At 73.5% G+C, this 21,486-nt stretch carries 20 protein-coding genes; 10 read left to right on the top strand and 10 right to left on the bottom strand.

Features of this window, described 5'->3' with window-relative positions; genetic code table 11:
• Positions 1–87 precede the first annotated feature (87 nt).
• On the top strand, positions 88–513 hold the full coding sequence (locus AC3RJ8_RS16680) for a hypothetical protein (protein WP_489713670.1): 426 nt from the start codon (positions 88–90) through the stop codon (positions 511–513).
• 15 nt (positions 514–528) lie between these two features.
• Here AC3RJ8_RS16680 and AC3RJ8_RS16675 read toward each other — a convergent pair whose 3' ends face one another.
• Positions 529–1,224, bottom strand: coding sequence for a GPR1/FUN34/YaaH family transporter (locus AC3RJ8_RS16675; RefSeq protein WP_489713669.1), 696 nt, complete (start codon positions 1,222–1,224; stop codon positions 529–531).
• 61 nt (positions 1,225–1,285) lie between these two features.
• The gene (locus AC3RJ8_RS16670) at positions 1,286–2,263 is read right to left on the bottom strand and encodes a LacI family DNA-binding transcriptional regulator (protein WP_489713668.1); all 978 of its coding nucleotides are present in this window, start codon (positions 2,261–2,263) and stop codon (positions 1,286–1,288) included.
• Between the two features lie 199 nt (positions 2,264–2,462).
• Between AC3RJ8_RS16670 and AC3RJ8_RS16665 the strand changes: the two genes are divergently transcribed.
• The 7 genes from AC3RJ8_RS16665 (at position 2,463) to AC3RJ8_RS16635 (ending at position 13,705) form a co-directional block, all read left to right on the top strand.
• On the top strand, positions 2,463–3,383 hold the full coding sequence (locus AC3RJ8_RS16665; protein ID WP_489713667.1) for a carbohydrate ABC transporter permease: 921 nt from the start codon (positions 2,463–2,465) through the stop codon (positions 3,381–3,383).
• A complete protein-coding gene (locus AC3RJ8_RS16660; protein WP_489713666.1) occupies positions 3,380–4,315 on the top strand; it encodes a carbohydrate ABC transporter permease in 936 nt (311 codons plus the stop codon). The genes AC3RJ8_RS16665 and AC3RJ8_RS16660 overlap by 4 nt, the downstream gene beginning before the upstream one ends.
• Before the next feature lie 86 nt (positions 4,316–4,401).
• Positions 4,402–5,742: an ABC transporter substrate-binding protein gene (locus tag AC3RJ8_RS16655; RefSeq protein WP_489713665.1), complete on the top strand. Its 1,341-nt coding sequence runs from the start codon at positions 4,402–4,404 to the stop codon at positions 5,740–5,742.
• Between the two features lie 118 nt (positions 5,743–5,860).
• Positions 5,861–7,951: a beta-galactosidase gene (locus tag AC3RJ8_RS16650; RefSeq protein WP_489713664.1), complete on the top strand. Its 2,091-nt coding sequence runs from the start codon at positions 5,861–5,863 to the stop codon at positions 7,949–7,951.
• Positions 7,952–8,032: 81 nt separating this feature from the next.
• A complete protein-coding gene (locus AC3RJ8_RS16645; RefSeq protein ID WP_489713663.1) occupies positions 8,033–11,350 on the top strand; it encodes an Ig-like domain-containing protein in 3,318 nt (1,105 codons plus the stop codon).
• A gap of 86 nt (positions 11,351–11,436) precedes the next feature.
• Positions 11,437–12,633: an L-2-hydroxyglutarate oxidase gene (lhgO, locus tag AC3RJ8_RS16640; RefSeq protein ID WP_489713662.1), complete on the top strand. Its 1,197-nt coding sequence runs from the start codon at positions 11,437–11,439 to the stop codon at positions 12,631–12,633.
• Between the two features lie 64 nt (positions 12,634–12,697).
• Positions 12,698–13,705, top strand: coding sequence for a LacI family DNA-binding transcriptional regulator (locus AC3RJ8_RS16635; RefSeq protein WP_489713661.1), 1,008 nt, complete (start codon positions 12,698–12,700; stop codon positions 13,703–13,705).
• 96 nt (positions 13,706–13,801) lie between these two features.
• Here the strand turns inward: AC3RJ8_RS16635 and AC3RJ8_RS16630 are convergent, their stop codons facing one another.
• From AC3RJ8_RS16630 to AC3RJ8_RS16620, 3 genes are read right to left on the bottom strand one after another with little or no spacing between them, the layout of a single operon-like run.
• Positions 13,802–14,719, bottom strand: a complete 918-nt coding sequence (locus AC3RJ8_RS16630; protein WP_489713660.1) for a cation diffusion facilitator family transporter — start codon at positions 14,717–14,719, stop codon at positions 13,802–13,804.
• Positions 14,719–15,414, bottom strand: a complete 696-nt coding sequence (locus AC3RJ8_RS16625; protein ID WP_489713659.1) for a cation diffusion facilitator family transporter — start codon at positions 15,412–15,414, stop codon at positions 14,719–14,721. The genes AC3RJ8_RS16630 and AC3RJ8_RS16625 overlap by 1 nt, the downstream gene beginning before the upstream one ends.
• Positions 15,411–15,794: an ArsR/SmtB family transcription factor gene (locus tag AC3RJ8_RS16620; RefSeq protein ID WP_489713658.1), complete on the bottom strand. Its 384-nt coding sequence runs from the start codon at positions 15,792–15,794 to the stop codon at positions 15,411–15,413. The genes AC3RJ8_RS16625 and AC3RJ8_RS16620 overlap by 4 nt, the downstream gene beginning before the upstream one ends.
• A 342-nt stretch (positions 15,795–16,136) precedes the next feature.
• On the opposite strand from AC3RJ8_RS16620, the gene AC3RJ8_RS16615 reads away from it, so the two are divergent.
• Positions 16,137–16,700 carry a hypothetical protein gene (locus AC3RJ8_RS16615; protein ID WP_489713657.1) on the top strand — a complete coding sequence of 188 codons (564 nt, stop codon included), beginning with the start codon at positions 16,137–16,139 and terminating at the stop codon, positions 16,698–16,700.
• Between the two features lie 4 nt (positions 16,701–16,704).
• Here the strand turns inward: AC3RJ8_RS16615 and AC3RJ8_RS16610 are convergent, their stop codons facing one another.
• The 5 genes from AC3RJ8_RS16610 to AC3RJ8_RS16590 all read right to left on the bottom strand — a co-directional run bounded on the left by AC3RJ8_RS16610 (position 16,705) and on the right by AC3RJ8_RS16590 (position 20,908).
• On the bottom strand, positions 16,705–17,262 hold the full coding sequence (locus tag AC3RJ8_RS16610; RefSeq protein ID WP_489713656.1) for an RNA polymerase sigma factor: 558 nt from the start codon (positions 17,260–17,262) through the stop codon (positions 16,705–16,707).
• A 107-nt stretch (positions 17,263–17,369) separates the two neighbouring features.
• A complete protein-coding gene (locus AC3RJ8_RS16605; protein ID WP_489713655.1) occupies positions 17,370–17,960 on the bottom strand; it encodes a ScbR family autoregulator-binding transcription factor in 591 nt (196 codons plus the stop codon).
• Positions 17,961–18,141: 181 nt separating this feature from the next.
• Entirely contained in the window at positions 18,142–18,951 is an 810-nt protein-coding gene (locus AC3RJ8_RS16600; protein ID WP_489713654.1) for a hypothetical protein, read from the bottom strand.
• Positions 18,952–18,982: 31 nt separating this feature from the next.
• Positions 18,983–19,642 (bottom strand): response regulator, encoded by a 660-nt coding sequence (locus AC3RJ8_RS16595; RefSeq protein WP_489713653.1) that lies wholly within the window; start codon positions 19,640–19,642, stop codon positions 18,983–18,985.
• A gap of 3 nt (positions 19,643–19,645) precedes the next feature.
• The gene (locus AC3RJ8_RS16590) at positions 19,646–20,908 is read right to left on the bottom strand and encodes a sensor histidine kinase (RefSeq protein ID WP_489713652.1); all 1,263 of its coding nucleotides are present in this window, start codon (positions 20,906–20,908) and stop codon (positions 19,646–19,648) included.
• A 148-nt stretch (positions 20,909–21,056) separates the two neighbouring features.
• On the opposite strand from AC3RJ8_RS16590, the gene AC3RJ8_RS16585 reads away from it, so the two are divergent.
• Positions 21,057–21,470, top strand: coding sequence for a hypothetical protein (locus AC3RJ8_RS16585; RefSeq protein ID WP_489713651.1), 414 nt, complete (start codon positions 21,057–21,059; stop codon positions 21,468–21,470).
• Positions 21,471–21,486: the final 16 nt, after the last annotated feature.

Raw genomic sequence — 21,486 nt, 5'->3', positions numbered from 1 at the left:
CCGGTGCCGGCCCGCGCGACACCAGGCGAGTTGAGGTAGTCAAGAGCATCCCGCGCACGATCGTGTGACGTGTGCCACGCTGCTGCCATGCTGAGACTGCTGGCCCGGACCGCCGTCCTCCTGCTCGCCGTCGCCGTGGGGATGCTCCTGACCGACTGGGCGTTCGCCGTGCTCGACTGGCAGACCTTCGAGATCGTCTGGAGCAACCCGATCGGCTTCGTGGTGGCCGTCGTCGTCTTCGCCGTCGCGCAGGCGGTGCTCACGCCGTTCTTCGCGAAGGTGGCCCGCAACAACGCGCCCGCCATGCTCAGCGCCGTCGGCCTCGTCACCACCTACGTGGCCCTGCTCATCGCCGTCCTCGTGGCGCCGGACGGGCTGGAGATCTCCGGGTGGCTGGGCTGGGTGGTCGGCCCGGTCATCGTGTGGATCGTGACCCTGCTGGCCAACTTCCTGCTGCCGGCGCTGCTGCTGAAGAACGCGGTCGAGAAGCGTCGCGACGGCGCCGGCGACTGACGCGACCGGGCCGTCTCAGAGCTGCTGGCGCACGCCTGCGGCCCGGGCGATGCCCTCGACCTGCTCCTCGAGATCGTCGCGCAAGGGCTTCACCCCGTCTCCCCGACGCAGCACCGGGAGCTGGACCGGGTGGTCGGCCTCCTCGAGCACGAAGCCCAGCGCGACGTAGAGCGCGAGGAGCGCGAGGGCCAGGCCGAGGACACCCGCGGCGACCTCCCACCCGCCGGACCCTGTGAGCTCGGCGACGCCGGTCAGCGCGAAGCGGGCCGCGGACCCGACCATGACGGCCGCGGCGAGGACCTTGCCGTGCGCGGCCGACGCCGGCACCAGGAGGCTGACGGCGGCTGCCAGCAGGAGGACGCCCACGGCGGGGCTCGACGTCCCGGGCGGGGAGGTCAGCGTCGCCGCGGCGAGCATGGCCCACACGCCGGACACCATCGCCATCCCCGTCCCGGCGATGGGGTCCCGGGCGCCGAAGCCGACGATCGCGGCGAGCGACTGCAGCGGGACGGTGAGCACCAGCACGGCCAGCGCCACCGTGCTCTCCTCCTCGGGCTCGAGGAGGCCGAGCTGCAGGCAGCTGAACCCGATCGTGGCCACGGCCAGCGCCATGAAGCCCAGGGGCAGGGGGTTGCCGCTCGGGCGGAGGACGATCCGCGTCATCTGCAGGGCTTCGCTGCGCCGGGGCTGCTCGTCGGGTGGTGCGCTCATCCGGCCACACAACACGATGTGGGCGCCGCGCACCAGGCGGGAGCACCGGAGGGCTGCTCCGTCAGGGGGCGCCCGTGCTGGCGCGCTCCACGAGGCGGGTCGGCACGAGGGTGCGGCCGCGGGGCGTGGAGTGGTCCGCCATCTGCCGCAGCACGCCCGCGACGCACAGCCGGCCGACCTCGGCGAAGTCCTGGTGCACGGTCGTCAGGGGCGGCAGGAACGCCACGGCGTCGGGCAGGTCGTCGAAGCCGACCACGCTGACGTCCTGGGGCACCTTGCGACCCGCCTCGGCGAGCGCCCGCAGCAGACCGAGGGCCATCTGGTCGTTGGCCGCGAACACGGCGGTCGCATCGGTGCGGGCGATCTGCCGTCCGGCCTCGTAGCCCGACGCCGCGGACCAGTCCCCGCGGTGCACCTCCGGGACGTCCCGGCCGGCCTCGCGCAGCGTCCGGCGCCAGGCGTCCTCGCGGCGCTGGGCCGAGAAGGACTCGGACGGTCCGGCGAGGTGCACCACGGTGCGGTGCCCGAGGCCGAGCAGGTGCTCGACCGCGGCGCGGGTGCCCGCGGCTTGGTCGGTGTCGACGACGGCGTAGCGGTCCCCGGCGTCCGAGTCCGCGACCACGACGGGCACGTCGGTGGGCAGCGAGATGCTGGCGGCGTCGAGCAGGTGCACCTCCATCAGGAGGATCACGGCGTCGACGGCGAGCTCGCCCATCCGGGTGAAGGCGCCGTTGACGCCGTCCTGGGTGGGTGCCGCGACGGGGATGACGGTGATGGCGTAGCCCTCGGCCGCGGCGGACGTCGCGATGGCGTCCAGGGTGCGCACGTTCCCGGTCGTGGACAGCGAGAAGAGGATGATCCCGATGGTGCGGAATCGGCCCGAGCGCAGGGCGCGGGCCGCGCTGTTGGGCCGGTAGCCCAGCTCGCGCATGGCGGCCAGCACCTGCTCGCGCGTGCTGTCGACGACGCCCTGGTGGCCGTTGGAGACCCGCGAGACGGTCTGCGACGAGACGCCGGCGCGCCGCGCGACGTCCGCCATGGAGACGCGCTGGGGTCGCCCCGGGGGGCTCCGGTCGGCCAAGGGTCCTCCGATCAGGTCACGGTTCGGTCTCGGGTGCCGCCGGGGTTGACGTACGCGATCGACCGATGCACGATCACCCTAGTCCATGTTTACGCGAACATCGCGAGCCGTCGCCCGCCATGTTGACGTGAACATCCCCGTGAGCCCGAGGAAGCAGATGACGACGACGTCCCCACCGGTCGCGGCGACGCCCCCGCCCGTCGCCCACCGCCGCAGCCGACGGCGATGGACGGGCTGGATGTTCGTCGGCCCCTTCATGCTCGTGTTCGGGCTCGTGTTCCTCGCCCCGATCGCCTACTCGCTGTACCTGTCGGTGTTCCGCACCCGGATGGTCGGTGGCACCACGTTCGTGGGCCTGGAGAACTACGCCCGCGCGATGCAGGACCCCCAGTTCTGGGAGGGCCTGGGCCGGGTGAGCCTGTTCCTCGTCGTGCAGGTGCCGATCATGCTCGGCATCGCGCTGCTCGTGGCCCTGGCCATCGACTCCGGCCGGCTCTACGGCAAGAGCTTCTTCCGGATCTCGATCTTCATGCCCTACGCGGTGCCCGCCGTCGTCGCCTCGCTCATGTGGGGCTTCATGTACGGCACCCGCTTCGGCCTGGTCGGCAACCTCAACGACCTGCTCGGCATCTCGCTGCCCGACCCGCTGTCGCCCGACCTCGTGCTGGCCTCGATCGGCAACATCGTCACCTGGGAGTTCGTCGGCTACAACATGCTGATCTTCTACGCGGCGCTGCGCGTCGTCCCGCACTCGCTCTACGAGGCCGCGGAGATCGACGGCGCGACGCAGTGGCAGGTCGTGCGCGCGATCAAGATCCCCGCCATCCGCGGTGCGCTCGTCATCGCCACGATCTTCTCGATCATCGGCAGCTTCCAGCTCTTCAACGAGCCGAGCATCCTGCAGTCGCTGGCGCCCAACGCCATCACGACGTCGTACACCCCGAACCTCTACGCCTACTCCCTGTCCTTCTCCGGGCAGCAGTACAACTACTCCGCGACCGTCGCCATCATCATGGGCCTGATCACGATGGTGATCGCCTACGTGGTGCAGCTGCGCGGCATGCGCAAGGAGGCGTGACCGCCGTGACCACCGCCACCACCGCGACCGCCCCGTCCGCCCGGGGGCCGCGCCTCAAGGCGCGGACCGTCAACAAGCACAGCGTGGACCGGCCCCGCCGCAGCCCGCTGCTCACCGTGCTGACCGCCGTCGTCCTGCTCTACTCGCTGGTCCCCCTGGTCTGGCTGCTCGTCAACTCCACCAAGACCCAGGGCGACCTGTTCTCCTCGTTCGGCCTGTGGTTCGGCGACTCGTTCGCGCTCTGGGACAACGTCGTGGCCACGCTCACCTACGACGACGGGGTCTTCGTCCGCTGGCTCGCCAACACGCTGCTCTACGTCGTGCTGGGCGCCGGCGGAGCCACGTTCCTGGCCATCCTCGGCGGGTACGCCCTCGCGAAGTTCGACTTCCCGGGCAAGCGTGGCGTGTTCGCCGTCGTCATCGGTGCCGTGGCCGTCCCCGGCACCGCCCTGGCCGTGCCGACGTTCCTCATGTTCAGCCAGATGGGCCTGACGAACACGCCGTGGGCGGTCATCATCCCGTCACTGATCTCGCCGTTCGGGCTCTACCTCATGTGGACGTTCGCGGTCGAGGCGATCCCGACGGAGCTGCTCGAGGCGGCGCGCATCGACGGCGCCGGGGAGTTCCGCACCTTCTTCCGGGTCAGCCTGCCGCTGCTCGCCCCGGGCATCGTCACCGTCCTGCTGTTCACCATGGTGGCCACCTGGAACAACTATTTCCTGCCGCTGATCATGCTGCGCGACAGCGACTGGTACCCGCTGACCCTCGGCCTGAACGCCTGGAACGCGCAGGCCGCGACCGCCGGCGGCGAGGCGATCTTCCACCTCGTCATCACCGGCTCCCTCCTGACCATCCTGCCGCTCGTGGCGGCGTTCCTCGTGCTGCAGCGCTACTGGCAGTCCGGGCTCGCCGCCGGGAGCGTCAAGGAATGACCTGACCGATGCCCGGTCGGCGGCACCACCGATGACGCCGCCGACCGCCCGACCGAACCGTTCCGACAACGAAGTGAGGACCTGAGATGACTGCACGAACGAATGCCCGCCCGGGCCGTGCGCTCCGCGCCACCGCCGTCGCCGGCGTCGTGGCCCTGGGCCTGACCGCCTGCGCAAGCGGCGAGACCGACTCCGGCGAGGCCGCCCAGGACGCGGACTCGGCGCTGGAGGAGGGTGGGGAGATCACCGTCTGGGCGTGGGACCCCACGCTGGAGTCCGTGGCCGCCGACTTCGAGGCGGAGCACCCCGGCGTCACCGTCAACCTGGAGAACGTCGGGACCGGCAACGACCAGTACACCGCGCTGCAGAACGCCATCGCCGCCGGTGACGGCGTGCCCGACGTCGCACAGGTCGAGTTCTACGCCCTGCCGCAGTTCGCGCTCTCCGAGGCCCTCGCGGACCTCACCGCGTACGGGGCCGACGAGCTCGACGGCACCTTCACACCCGGCCCGTGGGGTGCGGTGCAGCAGCAGGGTGGCGTCTACGCCCTGCCCACCGACTCCGGGCCGATGGCGCTGTTCTACAACAAGCGCGTCTTCGACGAGCACGGCATCGAGGTCCCCGCCACGTGGGACGAGTACGTCGAGGCCGCCCGTACCCTGCACGAGGCCGACCCGGACGCCTTCCTCACCAACGACGTCGGCGACGCCGGCTTCACCACCTCGATGATCTGGCAGGCCGGCGGGCGGCCCTACCAGGTCGAGGGGACCGACGTCACGGTCGACTTCACCGACGACGGCTCCCAGCAGTTCGCCTCCACCTGGCAGACCATGCTCGACGAGGAGCTCGTGGCCCCGGTCGGTTCGTGGAGCGACGAGTGGTACCAGGGCCTGGCCGACGGTTCGATCGCCTCGTTGGTGATCGGAGCCTGGATGCGCGGCAACCTCGAGTCCTCGGTGCCGGACGCCTCCGGCGACTGGGCCGTCGCCCCGATGCCGCAGTGGGAGAGCGGTGCGGAGGTCACCGCGGAGAACGGCGGCAGCGCGCTGGCCATCCCCGCCGCGAGCGAGAACGCCGACCTCGCCTGGTCCTTCCTGGAGTACGCGACCGTCGGGGACGGCATCGCCACCCGCGTCGACGAGGGGGCCTTCCCGGCGACCGTCGCCGAGCTCGAGGACCCCGCGTTCCGCGAGCAGGAGTTCGAGTACTTCGGCGGCCAGGCCGTCAACGAGGTGCTGGCCGACTCGTCGGCGAACGTCGCCGAGGGCTGGCAGTACCTGCCGTTCCAGGTGTACGCCAACTCGATCTTCAACGACACGGTGGGTCAGGCGTACGTGTCCGGCACGACGCTGACCGACGGCCTGGCCACCTGGCAGGAGCAGACCGTCACCTACGGCAACGACCAGGGCTTCACCGTCAACCCGTGACGACGCGCCCGTGAGACCCCGGGGGACGGCGAGCTGCCGTCCCCCGGGCGCTCACGGCGCCCCCGCAGACCCCGCAGACCCCGCAGACCCCGCAGACCCCGCACGCCCAGGAGCCTTCATGACCGACGTCCCCCGCCTGATCGCGGGCCCCGAGACGACCCGCCCCGCACGCCTCGGGTACGGCGCCGACTACAACCCGGACCAGTGGCCCCGCGAGGTCTGGGCCGAGGACGCCCGGCTCATGCAGGCCGCCGGTGTCACCGTCGTCTCCGTCGCGATCTTCTCCTGGGCCCGGATCCAGCCGGCACCCGACCGGTGGGACCTCGACTGGCTCGACGAGGTCATGGACCTCATGCACGCCCACGACATCTCCGTCGACCTCGCCACCGCCACCGCCTCCCCGCCGCCGTGGCTCACCACCCTGCACCCCGAGATCCTGCCCGTGACGCGCACGGGGGAGACCCTGTGGCCGGGCGGCCGCCAGCAGTGGCGGCCCACCTCGCCGGTGTTCCGGCGCTACGCGCTCGCGCTGGTCGAGAAGCTGGCCGAGCGGTACGCCGAGCACCCGGCGCTCGCGGCCTGGCACGTCAGCAACGAGCTCGGCTGCCACAACGTCGAGGACTACTCCGACGACGCCGCCCGCGCGTTCCGCACCTGGCTCACCGCGCGCTACGGCACCCTCGACCGGCTCAACGAGGCGTGGGGCACGGCGTTCTGGTCGCAGCGCTACACCGACTGGGAGCAGATCCTGCCGCCGCGGCTCGCGGCGTCGTACCCGAACCCGACGCAGCAGCTCGACTTCAAGCGGTTCTCGTCGGACGCCCTGGTGGAGCACCTGCGCGCCGAGCGGGACGTGCTGCGCCGGATCACGCCGGACGTCCCCGTGACCACCAACTTCATGGTGATGGGCGAGACCAAGGGCATGAACTACGCCTCCTGGGCACCCGAGATCGACTTCGTCTCCAACGACCACTACCTGCAGCCCGGCCCGCAGGGCCGCGAGGAGATGTCGTTCTCCGCGAACCTGACCAGCGGTGTCGCGGGCGGGCGCCCCTGGTTCCTCATGGAGCACTCCACCAGCGCCGTGAACTGGCAGCCGGTGAACGTGCCCAAGCGACCGGGCGAGCTGGCCCGCGACTCCTTGACGCACGTCGCCCACGGCGCCGACGCCGTCTGCTTCTTCCAGTGGCGCCAGTCCGCCGCGGGCGCGGAGAAGTACCACTCGGCGATGGTGCCGCACGCCGGGGAGGACTCGGCGCTGTTCCGCGACGTCGTCGCCCTCGGCCGCACCCTCGGCGACCTCGCGCCCGTCGTCGGTGCGGAGCGGGCGCCGGCCCGCGCCGCGATCCTCTTCGACTGGGACTCCTGGTGGGCGTCCGAGCTCGACTCGCACCCCACCGAGCTGCTGCGCTACCGCGCGGAGGCGCTGGACTGGTACCACGCGTTCCTCGACGCGGGGGTGCGTGCCGACGTCGTCCCCGTCGCCGGGCTGGAGGACGGCCGCACGGACCTCGCCGACTACGACGTGGTCGTGGCCCCGGTGCTGCACGTGGTCCCCGCGGCCCTGGCCGAGCGGCTCGCGCGCTGGGTCGCGGCCGGCGGCCACCTGGTCACCACCTACTTCTCCGGCATCGTCGACGCCGACGACCACGTGTGGCTGGGCGGCTACCCGGGCGCCCTGCGCGACCTGCTCGGCCTGCGCATCGAGGAGCTCAGCCCGCTGCACGACGGGGAGAGCGTGCGGCTCGACGACGGCTCGACCGGCACCCTGTGGACGGACCGCATCGACGTCCTGCCGGGAACCGACGTGCTGGCGAGTTACCTCGACGGCCGGCAGGCCGGGCGACCGGCCGTCACCCGGCGGGCGGTGGAGCGGGGATCGGCCGCCTACGTCTCGACCCGGCTCGGTGCCGCGGGCCTCCGCCCGCTGCTCGAGCGGCTGCTCGCCGCCGCCGGCGTGCGCTCCGAGCTGCCCGAGCCGCTGCGCGGCCGGGTGGAGCTGACCGTGCGCCGCACCGCCGACGAGGAGTTCTGGTTCCTCGTGAACCGGACCGACGAGGCGCTGGGCCTCGCCGGCCTCGACGGCAAGGTCCTCGTCAGCACCACGCCGCACGACGGCGAGGTCGCGGACGCCCGCCCGCCCGTCGAGCCCGCGGCCGACACGCTGGCGCCCCGCGGTGTCGTCGTGCTGCGCCGCCCCCGCGCCTGACCACCCGTCCCCACGACCGGCACCACCTGCACGACCGGACCATCTCGGACCATCGCACCGACGCGAGAGGAAGGCTCACCGATGAGCACCTGGCAGGACACCGCACCACCGCCCCGAGCGGTCCGCACCCGGCGCGCGGTCGCGTCGCTGACCGGCGGCCTCCTGGTCGCCGGTCTGGCGACGGCGCCCGCGACGGCCGTCCCGGACATGGCCCGTCCCGCGACGACGACGGTCCCGAGCGTGACGACGGCGGCGCGGGACGCCGACGTCATCGTCCGCCCGGACCCGTCGTACGCCGGCCAACCGTTCGAGGGCTGGGGGACCAGCCTCGTCTGGTTCGCGAACGCCACCGGCGACTACCCGGACGAGATCCGGGACCGGCTCGCCGACATGGTCTTCGGCGACGAGGGGCTGAACCTCAACATCGCCCGGTACAACGTGGGCGGTGGGAACGCCCCGGACGTGCCGGACTACCTGCGGGCGGGCGGCGCCGTCGACGGCTGGTGGAACGCCCCGGAGGGCACCACGCGCGACGACGTCGACTGGTGGGACGCCGAGGACCCCGCCGACTGGGACCCGGACGCGGACGCCACGCAGCGCTGGTGGGTGGACCGGATCAAGGACGACGTGACGCACTGGGAGACGTTCTCCAACTCCCCGCCGTGGTTCATGACGGAGTCCGGCTACGTCTCGGGCAACTTCGACGCGAACGAGGACCAGCTCAAGCCGGAGAGCGTCGACGACTTCGCGCGGTACCTGGTGGGCGTCACCGAGCGGCTCGAGGACGCGCACGGCATCGACGTGGACACGATCGACCCGTTCAACGAGCCGAACACCGACTACTGGGGCACCCAGCTCGGTGGGGACGGCAACCCCACCGGCGGGCGGCAGGAGGGCGCCCACATGGGCCCGGAGCTGCAGCAGCAGGTGCTCCCGGCGCTGGCCTCTGCGCTGCAGGGTTCCGGGACGGACGCCGTGATCTCCGCGATGGACGAGACCAACCCCGGCCGGTTCGCGAGCAACTGGAACGCGTACTCGCCCGAGGTCCGGGACCTGGTGGACCAGCTCAACGTCCACACGTACGGCACCGGGCAGCGCACCACCGTGCGCGACATCGCCAAGGGTGAGGACAAGCCGCTGTGGATGAGCGAGGTCGGTGGGTCGTGGAGCAGCACGGGCCAGGACTTCGAGTCCATGGAGTCCGGCCTGGGCAGTGCCCAGCACATCGTCGACGACCTGCGTGAGCTGGAGCCGTCCGCCTGGGTGTTCTGGCAGCCGGTGGAGGACTACGACAACATGGCGCCCGGCGGCGAGAGCCCCGAGGGGGGCAACTGGGGCGAGATCCAGATCCCGTTCTCCTGCACGGACGACGACACGCTGGAGACCTGCCCGATCTACACGAACACGAAGTACTGGGTCACCCAGAACTTCACGCACTTCATCTCCCCGGGCGACCGGCTGATCGGGGTGGACGACCGGAGCAGCACCGCGGCCGTCTCCGCCTCCGGCGACCAGGCCGTCGTCGTGCACGTCAACGACGAGACCTCCGCGCGCGAGGTCGCGCTCGACCTGTCCGGCTTCGGGCAGGTGGCCGACGGTGCCACCGTCACCCCGGTCGTCACCGACTCCGGCGGCTACCTCGTCGAGGGCGAGCCCGTCCCGGTCGAGGCGGGCGACGGTGCGGCGCACGCCACGCTGACGGTGCCGGGCGAGTCCGTGACGACGTTCGTCGTCGACGGCGTCTCCGGCGTGGCCCACGACGCCCCGCTGGCCCAGGACGGGCACGTCTTCCGGATCGACGGCGTGCAGTCCGACCGGTCGCTGGCCCCGGCCGGCGACGGGGTGCAGATCGCCACCGACGACCCCGCCGCGGCCGACCAGCTGTGGACGCTCACGGACCTGGGCGCCCCGGAGGGCTCGGGCACCCACCGCACGCGCTATGCGGTGACGAACGTGGCCACGGGCCAGCAGCTCGCCGTCGACGCCGACACCTCCGCCGTGCTGGTCGGGGCGCCGGCGGACCGTGCCGCTGTCCCCGCGGCCGCGCGCTGGATCCTGTCCACGCCGGGCGACGGCACGTACACGCTGGTCAACGCCTCGTTGGGCACGCTGCTCGAGGTGGGTGGGCAGGCCACCGCCGACGGCTCGCCGGTGGGCACCTACCTGGCGAACTCCGGCGCGAACCAGCGGTGGGAGATCGTCGACGAGACGCTCCTCGCCACCGAGCCGGTGGACGTCTTCACGACGCCGGGCACGGTCCCGGAGCTTCCGGAGTCCGTGACCCCGGTATACCCGGGCGGCGCGGGTGACGCCCTGCCGGTCACGTGGGACGTCCCGGACGACGCCGTGTGGGCCGAGCCGGGCACCGTGGAGGTGACCGGCACGGTGGCGAACCCGGCCGGCGGCACGGTCCCCGCGACCGCGACCGTCACGGTCGACGTGCTCGCCTCCACCCGCACGGCCTCGGCCTCCACCTACGCCGGTGGCGCGCCGGCCCTGCCCGCCACGGTGACGGCCGTGACGGCCGGCGGCGTCGACGTGGAGCGGGCGGTCACCTGGGAGCAGGCGGCCGACGGCGTCTACGACGAGATCGGCGTCGTGCAGCTCTCCGGGGCCGCCGACGCCGGGGCGGGCGGCACGCTGCCCGCCACCGTGCGCGTCCTGGTCACCGAGCCCGGTGAGACCAACATCGCGACGGACGACGGCACCACGGTCGAGGCGACGTACACCGAGCCCGGCTACCCGGCCGAGCGGGTGGTGAACGGCGACGTGGACGACAAGGGCTGGTCCAACTGGCGCTCCGGCGACAAGAACCCGACGGACACGCTCACGGTGACCCTGCCGGAGCAGCGCGACGTCACCGGCGTGGACGTGCACTTCTACGTCGACGGCTCGCACCGCAGCTGGGCGCAGAGCCTCCAGATCGAGGCCCACGTCGACGGTGCGTGGCAGGCCGTCGGGGACGCGGTCGAGCCCGCGTCCGGCGCCGAGCCGGTGGCGGTCGACGCGGACGTGCGCACCGACGCCGTCCGGGTCGTCATGACCGCCCACGAGGCCACGCACCTGGTGGTCAGCGAGATCGAGGTGCTGGCGAAGGTGCCCGGCGACCCGTCACCCGTGTGGGACGCCGACGCGACCTACACCTCCGGTGACGAGGTGTTCCACGACGGCTCGTACCACGTGGCGCAGTGGTGGACCCGCGACGAGCCGGGCAGCAGCGTGTGGGGCTCGTGGCAGGAGACGGTCCGCGCCGCCTCGGGCGACGCCCTGTGGACGCCGTCACGCGTCTTCACCGCCGGTGACGTCGTCGTGCACGACGGCGAGACCTACACCGCGCGGTGGTGGACCCGCCACCAGGAGCCCGGCGACCCGCACGGACCGTGGGCCGCCGCAGACTGAGAGCGCGGCGCCGAGCAGGAACCTGGGCCCGCATTCACCCTCGATAGCGGGACCAGGTTCCTGTTCGGCATCGGTACGCTCGCCGTGTGGACAGCACCGGGAGCGTCGGCATCGTCGGGGGCGGCATCGTCGGTCTCGCCGTCGCCCGGGAGGTCCTGCGGCGGCGCCCGGGCACCCGGGTCGTCGTCCTGGAGGCCGAGGACCGCCTGGGCGCGCACCAGACGGGTCACAACTCCGGCGTGGTGCACGCGGGCATCTACTACCGGCCGGGCAGCCTCAAGGCGCGCCTGTGCACGCGCGGCCGCGACCTGCTGCGGGAGTACTGCGCCGAGCACGGCCTGCCGTACGAGGAGGTCGGCAAGCTCGTCGTGGCGGTCGACGGCTCGGAACGCGACCGGTTCGACGCCCTCGAGCGGACGGCCCGGGAGAACCGGGTGCCCGGGCTGCGCCGCCTCGCGGGCGCGGAGATCTCCGACGTCGAGCCGCACGCCGTCGGGGTCGCCGCCCTGCACTCGCCCCGCACCGCGATCACCGACTTCGCGGCCGTGTGCGTCCAGCTCGGTCGCGACGTCGAGGCGGCCGGCGGGCAGGTGCGGCTCGGCGCGCGGGTGACCGGCATCGCACGGTCGCGCGGCCGGGTCGTGGTCACCTGCGCGGACGAGCGGCACACCGTGGACCGGCTCGTCGTGTGCGGCGGTCTGCAGTCCGACCGCCTCGCCGGGCTGGTGGGCGGCGCCCGCGGCCCCGTCATCGTCCCGTTCCGCGGTGAGTACCTGACGGTCCGCCCGGCCCGGCGGGACCTGGTGCGCGGCATGGTCTACCCGGTGCCCGACCCCCGCTACCCGTTCCTGGGCGTGCACTTCACCCGCACGGTGGCGGGCGACCTGGAGGTCGGGCCCAACGCGGTCCTCGCCCTGGACCGAGGCGCCTACCGGCGGTTCGCGGTGAGCCCCCGGGACACGGCCGCCGTGCTCGCCTGGCCGGGCTTCTGGCGGATGGCAGCCCGGCACTGGCGCACCGGCGTGCGGGAGATGTATGGCTCGGCCGTGACGGCGGCATACCTGCGGACCGCCCAGCGCTACGTCCCCGGCATCGGCGGCGACGACGTCGTGCGCGGGCGGACGGGTCTGCGCGCCCAGGCCGTCGAGCGCGACGGCACCCTGGTGGACGACTTCGTCATCGAGACGTCCGACGGCGTCACGTGCTTGCGCAACGCGCCCTCGCCCGCGGCGACGTCGAGCCTCGCGATCGCCGAGCACGTGGTCGACCGTATCGACGGGTGACGCCCGCGAGATCCGGCCCCGTCAGGGCCTGACCGGCGCTGATAATCTCACCGCGTGATGAGCCATGCCTGAGGCGACCGTGACGATCCACGACGTCGCGCGACACGCCGGGGTGTCGGCGGCGACGGTCTCGAACTACTTCAACTGGCCGGACAAGCTCTCGGACCGCACCAGGACCCGCGTCCACACCTCGGTGTCCGAGCTCGGGTTCGTGCCGAACATGCCCGCGCGGCAGCTGCGCCGGCAGCGCAGCGGGATCGTGGGACTCAGCGTCGTCAACGCCTCCAACCCCTTCTTCGCGGGGATCGCGACGGCGGTGGAGCAGGTCGCCGAGGACGCGGCGCTGTCGGTCGTGGTCGGCTCGTCGCACGAGTCGGCCGACCGCCAGGAGAAGTTCCTGACCCTGTTCGAGCAGCTCCGCTTCGACGGGGTCGTCGTGGCTCCGTCGGACGACGAGCTCGAACCGCTGCGCCAGCGCCGCGACCGCGGCACCCCGGTCGTGCTGGTGGACCACGAGGACCCGGACGGCCGGCTCTCCTCGGTGTCGCTGGACCACCGCGAGGGCGGCCGGATCGCCGCCGAGCACCTCGTCACCGCCGGGCGCACCCGGCTGCTCTTCGCCGGCGGCCCCGAGGGCGTCCGGCAGGTCGCACGGCGGCTGGAGGGCTGCCGTGAGGTGGTGTCCGGTATCGACGGCGTCCGGCTCGAGGTGGCCCGGTCGGCCGACCTGGACCTCGTCGACGGCGAGGAGATGGGGCGATGGATCGCCGGCCTCGACCCGGCCGAGCGCCCCGACGCGGTGTTCGCCGGCAACGACCTGCACGCCATCGGCCTGGTCAACGCGCTGGTGGCCGGCGCCGTACGGGTGCCCGAGGAGGTCGCGGTGGTCGGGTACGACGACATCCCGTTCGCCGCGCGTGCGGCCGTCCCGCTGACGACCGTGCGGCAGCCGATCGCCGAGATGGGACGTGCTGCCGCCCGGCTGCTGCTGGACGAGATCAGCGAGCCCGGCCGCGAGCCGCGCGACGTCGTCTTCCCGCCGGAGCTCGTGGTGCGCGCGTCCGCGCCCTGACGCTCGACGGGTGTCTTGGGACGCGTGAGTCTGCGGCTTGGCTGCGGGCGGACGCCTTGCTGCGCTGCGGCCCCCACCCTGCGCCGCGCCTCCGCCTCACGCGTGGGTGGGGTGCTCGTGGTCCGGGTGCGTGTCCGGCTCCACCTGGAACGTGGTGTGCTCGACCCCGAAGTGCTCGCGCACGCAGTCCTGCAGCTCGTCGAGGATGCGCCCGGCGTGCCCGTCCTGGAAGCACCCGGTGTCCACGACCACGTGGGCGGAGAGCTGGGGCAGGCCCGTCGCGATGAGCGAGGCGTGCACGTCGTGGATCTCGCGGACGTGGTCGACCCGCAGCAGGTGGGTCCGCACCTCGTCGAGGTCGAGATCCGCCGGCGTGGACTCCAGCAGCACGGCGCCGGTCTCGCGCAGCAGCCGCACGGCGCGCGGCACGATGAGCGCTCCGATCACGAGCGCCGCCACGGTGTCGGCGTACTGCCAGCCGGTCGTCGTGATGACGACGGCGGCGACGATGACGGCCAGGGAGCCGAGGGCGTCGTTGAGCACCTCCAGGAAGGCGGCGCGCAGGTTGAGGTTCGCGGTCCGGCGCGAGGCCAGCACGGCCAGCGCGGCGACGTTGCCGACCAGCCCGATCACACCGAAGACGACCAGCTCGCCGCCGGGGATCTCGGGGGGCTCCTGGAGCCGCTGCACCGCCTCGACGAGCACGAAGACGCCGACGGCGAGCAGCACCGCCGCCTGGGCGAGCGCGGCCAGCGCCTCCGCGCGCCGGTAGCCCCAGGTGCGCCGCGCCGTCGGCGGCCGCATCGCGACGTGCGCCGCGAAGAGCGCGAGGCCGAGCCCGCCCGCGTCGACGAGCATGTGTGCGGTGTCGACAAGCAGCGCGAGGCTGCCGGTCAGGACGGCGCCCACCACCTGTGCGACGACGATCGTGGCCGTGATGCCGAAGGCGACCGCGAGACGGCCCCGGTGGCCGCCCTCGGGTGGTGCGTGGTCGTGACCTGCCGCGTGCCCCATCAGTCGTGGTCCTCGACGAGCTCGCCCTCCCAGGCCTCGAGCCCCTCGTGCACGGCGAACGCCGCGACGACGAACCCGGCGAGGGGGTCGATCCACGCCTGGCCCGTCCACCAGAAGGCGAGCAGGCCGGCGAGCGTCGCCACCGACAACCAGACGCAGACCCGCGTCTCGGCGGCGTCCGCGAGGACGAGCGGGTCGCCGAGCGCCCGGCCGACGCGGTACTTCGCGACGGCGAGCACCGGCATGATGACGAGCGAGGCGACCAGCACCCCGAGGGCGACGGGGGAGGTCTCCGGCACGGCGCCGGTGACGAGCGCGCGGATGCCCTCGACGGTGACCCATGCGGCGAGCAGGAAGAACGTGGCGGCGACGGCACGCAGGGTGCGGTGCTCACGGCGGAGCTCGGCCGGATCGGGCTCGGTGAGGTCGGTCCCGGTGGGGCCGGGGTCGGCCTGGCCCGCGGAGGCGCCCCGCCGGAGGCGCGCGGCCAGGCGCATCGCCACCAGCACGGCGGCAGCGGTCTCGATGCCCGAGTCGATCCCGAACCCGATGACGGAGACCAGCCCGGCGGCGACGCCGGCACCGATCGCGACGACGCCCTCGACCACGTTGTAGCCGATGGTCAGGCGGGCCAGGCGCAGCCCGCGCCGGGTGAGCGCGGTGGTGGTCTCGGCGGCCTCGGTGGCGGGTCTCATGCCGCGACCTCGCCCGGGGTGCCCTCGCCCGCGGTGCCCGGCGTGGCGCTGGTCGCGCAGGTGCAGTCGGGTCCGCAGCAGTCTGGCTCGACGATCAGGGTGAGGCGCAGGAGGTCGCCGAGCGCGTGGGCGAGGTGCGGGTCGCAGAGCCGGTACTCGGTCCGGCGGCCGTCGCGGTGGGCGGTGACGAGCCCGCAGCCGCGCAGGCAGGCCAGCTGGTTGGACATCACCTGGCGAGAGACGCCGAGGGTGTCGGCGAGGTCGGCGGGGTAGGCGGGGGCGTCGCGCAGGGCCAGCAGGATGCGCGCCCGGGTGGGGTCGCCGAGCGCGTGGCCGAGGCGGGCGAGGGCGGCCGTGTGGGTGAGCGTCACCTGGTCCATGACCGCAACAGTACACAATGCGATGTATTCAGGAAATCGTGTATCAGTTCCCGGTGTGCGGGCGGCACGCACCCGCTATCGTCGGCGGGTGCCCGCACCTCGTCCTCTCGCCGCGCTCGCCGTGGCCGTCGCGGCGGCGCACTGCCTGACGGCCTGCGAGACCCCCGCCGACCCGGCCGAGCCCGCGGGGTCGGAGCGTCCGGCCGATCCGGGAGCGACAGAGCCGGTCGAGGACGAGACCGTGGCGACCGCCACCCCGAGCGGAGCCCCCGGCGACGGGACTCCGACGCCGGGCTCTCCGGGGCCGGGGTCCCGGCACCGCAGGCGTGCGACGACGTCCGCATGGTCGAGGACCGGCAGTACACGGGCTCCGAGCTGTCGACGTGCCTGGCGGCGCTGTTCCAGGCCTGGGGCTCGGGTCGCGAGTACATGGACGACGGCACCACCACCGGCGACGTCGAGTTCGTCTACAGCGAGGACGTGCGTTCCTTCGACGTGGTGCTGCACGGCGACGCCACCGGACGCCTCCGGGTGATCGGCGAGGACTCCTGGTTCGACGGCGGCGCCGGATGGCAGCCGGACGAGGTGATGGGTCCGCTGTACGCCGCGCTGTCGAGCCCGGAGGCGCTGTTCGAGGTCGTCGCACCGGACTCCACCTGGACCGTGCAGGGCGAGCGGGAGCTCCTCACCCTGCCGAGCGGCGACGACGTCGAGGCGTGGGCGGTGGTGCTCGACGAGGGCTACGACCTCGGTGACGTCTCGGTCGAGGAGTGGACCCTGTGGTTCGCCGACGACGTCACCCCGGTCGGCAACAGCGGCACGTCGTCTGTCTGGGGGACCAGCGCCACGTCGACCCAGATCTTCTACGACCTGGGCGCCGACATCGTCATCGAGCCGCCGGCCTGACCTGTCAGTCAGGCGGGCGCTGGAGGTGACGGCGCAGCTCGCGCCGGGCGCGGTGCAGCCGTGACTTCACGGTGCCCACCGGCACGTGCAGGCGCAGTGCGACCTCGGCGTCGGGCAGGTCGTCGACCAGGGCGAGCCGGGCGACCTGGCGCTCGAGCGGGCCGAGCAGTGCGAGGGCGTCACCGAGTGCGATCCGGTCCGCGACGGACGCGGCGTGGTCGGGGGCGATCAGCGCCTCGGGCGCCGCGGAGGCCGCGGTGCGGTGCAGCAGACGGTCCTGGCGCAGGCAGCGCCTGCGCTCGTTCGCGCAGAGCCGGGTGGCCACGGCGCGGAGCCACGGCCAGGCGGTGGTCTCGACGTGCACGGCCCGGCGCCGGCGCCAGAAGGTGTGGAAGACGTCCCCGACGACGGCCGTCGGGTCCGCGCTCGTGACGCCTCGCAGCTGAGCGGTCACCCAGCGCAGCACGCGGCGGTGGTAGCGGACGAACAGCGTGGCGAACGCCTGCTCGTCGTCGGTGCGCACCCGCGCCCACAGCTCAGGATCCGTCGCCTCGGAACGCATGGCGGACCTCCAGTCGACGGCTCCTTGCGACCCCGTGCACCCTCAGCCTGCAGCGGAGGGCGACGGAGCGCAAGACTTTCGCTGACCTTCGCGTAGGTCAATCGTGGTCAGCGTGGGCGGAGCCCGTCCAGGAGCGAGGGCCAGAGGCGTTCCTGCCGGTCGACGAGATCGCCGGGATCGGGGAGTCGCCGGGCGAGCTCCTGCATCCCCAGGAACGTCGCGACCAGGTGCCAGGCGAGCGAGTCGACGTCGATGTCGGTCCGCACCTCGCCCGCCCCCACCGCGCGGTCGAGGCAGCGGCGGACGACGCCGATCCAGCTCGCGAAGGGGTCGGGCAGCCCTTCCGCCGCACCCTGGGCTGTCAGGCGGGCGGCGGCGCGGAGGGCGACGTCGTCCCGGAACCGCCGGGCCGCCTCCGCCGAGAGGCGTTCGAGGGCGTCGAGGCCGGTCAGGCCGTCGTCGTCGATCGCGCGGACGATCGGTTCCCAGGTGGACGACCCGGAGCGGACGACCTCGGCGGCGAGCTCGGCCTTCGACGGGAAGTGGAAGTACACGGACCCTTTGGTCAGCCCGAGGCGGTCGGCGATGTGCGCGACAGAGGTCGCGGAATAGCCGTGGGCGTCGAACTCCTCGGCGGCGGTGTGCAGGATCGCCGCTCGGGTCGCTGCCTTCTGTCGTTGTCGTGATGTTGCGGCCACCGATGCTTCCTTCGCTGCCGGCCGGTGCCGGAACGCCTGATATCGCGGCGTTCCTCACTGGACGGTAGCGCGATCGGAATGGCGGGTCGTCCGGGCGCGCGGGGGATAGCGGCATGTGTGCGCGGAATTCTTCGGGCGATTGATGCGACAATCCTATTTCACTGACCCGACAGAAGGTCAGTCAATGTCCGAGACGCACCTCGCCGCGGGCGACGACCGCCCTGTTCTGCAGCACCGAGACCTCGACCGAGTCGGTCGCCGCCGTCGCGTAGACCTCCGGTCGGGGCGTGTACTCCACGAACCGGTCGATCCCCATCGAGACGCCGACCGCGGGGCGTCCTGGACGGAGCAGGTCCGCGGCGCGCAGCGCCGTCGCCACGAGCGTGTGCCCCGAGAGCCGGTCGAGCGTCGGGTCGACCTGCCACGGGTCGTCCGACTCCCACCCGATCCGGCCGAGCAGCCGGTCGCCGTCCTGCTGCAGGACGCTGACCGGCGACGCGTCGTGCCGGACGGGTGCGGTCCCCGCCGGCGGTGCGCTGCCGCGCACGAGGGGGTACGTCAGCGGGTCGATGCATTGGACCGAACCGCTGCCGTGCGCGATCTCCCGGGATCCTGCCCGCACGGTCACCGAGGCGTCGAAGGCCGCCGTGGTCCCGCGCCGGACGCGCCGGGAGTGCACCCTGGCGAACGCCGTCGCGCCGAGCGTCCCGCCCTCGGGCAGCGCCGGTGGTCTGCCCGTCCACCGGAACCCGATCCGTCGCATGCTCAGGTGATGGTCCAGGGGCACGCCCAGGCACTCCCGGGCCAGCGTCACGCCCACGTGCCGCACCAGCTCCAGCCCCACCAGCAGCGGGACGGGCTCGCCGGTCGGGAGCCCGGGACGTGCGGTGACACGCACGCCCAGGTGCCAGGCGTCCGTGCCTGCCGCCGACGGGCTCCCCACCCGCACCGGTCCCGGTTCGGCCCCACCCGTCGCGCTCAAGATCCCCATGCTCCGGAATGTCCGGCACGGGCGGATCGGTTCACGCCGGACCCTGTCGTACCAGTCCCCACTCGTAGGCCAGCACGACCAGCGCGACCCGGTCGCGCGCGTCCAGCCGGGCGAGCAACCGGCTCACGTACGTCCGCGCGGTCGCGGGGGAGAGGTAGAGCTCGGCGGCGATCTCCGCGTTCGTCAGCCCGCGGCCGACGGCGGCGAGCACCTCGCGCTCACGGTCGGACAGCGCGTCGAGCGGGGAGGTGCCCGACGGCGGCGGGCCTGCCACCACGGCGCGCATGACTCTGGCGGTCACCGCGGTCGAGAGCAGGGAGTCCCCGGCGGCGACGGTGCGGACCGCCGCCCGCAGGTCCGCCGGCGCGACGTCCTTGAGCAGGTACCCGGCGGCTCCCGCCCGGATCGCCGCGAAGACGTGCTCGTCCTCGTCGAAGGTGGTCAGCACGAGGACCCGCACGTCGCGCAGCGCCGGGTCGGCGACGATCGTCCGGGTCGCCTCGATCCCGTCCACGCGAGGCATGCGCACGTCCATGAGCACGACGTCGGGCGTGGTCCGCCGGACGAGAGCGAGCCCGTCCCGTCCGTCCGCGGCCTCGCCCACCACCTCGATGTCACCGTCGTGCTCGGCGAGCGGGCGCAGCCCGGCACGGACGAGCTCCTGGTCGTCGACCAGCGCGAGGCGGATCACGCGTCAGTCCTCCAGCCGCGCCGGGAGGTCCGCGACGACGCGGAAGCCGCCGTCCGGCGTGTCCGTGGCCCGCAACGACCCGCCCAGCAGCGCCGCCCGCTCGGCCATCCCGGCGATCCCTGCGCCGCTCGCCGCCCGCGCACCGGCCCCCGTGCCGTCGTCGGACACGGTGAGGCGCAACCGCCCGTCCGCGACGGCGAGCCGCACGAGCGCGGACCGTGCGCCCGAGTGGCGGAGCACGTTCGTCAGCGACTCCTGGACGATCCGGTAGGCCGCGGCGTCGACCGTCGCGTCGATCGAGCCCGCCGGGATGTCGACCCGGGTCGAGACCTGGATCCCGCTGGCCCGCACCGGTTCGACCAGCGCGGCCAGGCCCGCCGGTCCGGTCGCGGCGGGCAGCGTGTCGCGGTGCGTGGCCGGCGCCGTCGGAGCGGGCACGTCGGTGTGGTGCAGCGGTCGACGCAGGACCCGCACCGTCGCGCGCAGCTCGTGCAGCGTGCCCGACGTCGCCTCGCGGACGTGCCGCAGCGCCGTCCGGACGGCGTCGTCGTCGCGCCCGACGGCCTCCGTGGCGACGCCGGTGTGCAGGGCGACGACGGACAGGTTGTGCCCGACGACGTCGTGCAGGTCGCGGGCGATGCGCATCCGCTCGTGCTGCAACCGCTGGTCGGCCGCCCGTGCCTGCTCGGCCGCGGTCAGGGCACGGACCTCCTCCGTGTGCGCCCGCGCCTCGCCGGTCAGCCGCACCGCGACCCCGAGGGCCACGGCGGCCGCGACGAGCGCCACGTTGGTGACCAGGTCGTAGACCGTCAGCGCGGCCGACGGGTCGTCGTCGTCCGTCACCCGGAAGAACGTCGCCACGACGATGAGGACGGTGCCGGTACCGACCGCCCAGCGGGTGCGTCCCTGCCCGGCGGCGGCGTAGAGGGCCGCGACGGCGGGCAGCGCCATGCCGATCGGGGCGAAGCCCAGGGCGTAGTAGGCGAAGACGGCCAGGACTGTCGCGACCAGCATCAGCACCGGTGCCCGACGGCGGAGCAGGACCAGCGCGCCGAACCCGGCGGTGAAGAGGTACGCGACCGGCCCGTGCCCGTCGAGCCCGCCCACGGCCGTGCCACGCGCAGGCGACCCGGCGCCGTCGGCCGCGACGACGACGGCGATCACCAGCGCCGTCGCGAGCGCCAGCACGACGTCCGGCACCCACGGCGACGGCGCGGTGGCACGCGCACCGGCGTCGTCGTCGACTGCGGGGGCGATCCTGGGCACGAGCCCCAGCGTAGGTCTGCGGGACGCGGCTCGCCCTTCCCCCGGCGTCGCTCAGGGGTGCTCAGGGTGAGATGTCGCCCCGGGGCGACACCAGGTGACGCCCCTGGGCCGATGTGGGCGGGCGGGTGTGCCCGGGAGCGTAGGGCGCATGACAGCACAGCACCCTTCCCAGTACTCCACGCGGCCGACCGAGGGCGTCCGGTGGCCCCTCGTCGCCGGCCTCGCCGCGATGGCCCTCCTCTGGCCGCTCACCGGGCTCCTCGACATCGGCTCGGGGCCGGGGCGCGCGTTCGCCATCATCGGGATCACCGCGGTGGTGTGGATCGGCGTGGTCGGGTTCGGCCGGGTCGCCCGCCCCGTGCTCACCCTGACCCTCACCGGCGTCGCCTTCGGGATCGTCGCCACCGTGACGTCGATGCTCCTCGGCGGGCCCGGCATGCTCGGCGACGGCGCCGCCCCGTGGACCGTGGTCCCGGCGCTCGCGATGGACGCCTTCTGGGGCTTCGTCGCCGGCCTGCTGGCGCTCGCGGTCCAGCGTGCGCGCGCCGGGGCAGGCCGATGACCGCCCGACGCTGCGG

Source organism: Isoptericola sp. MSGPD8_1_ISO-PGPR-S23-394, assembly GCF_058072785.1.
This window is presented reverse-complemented; position numbering and strand designations above follow the sequence as displayed.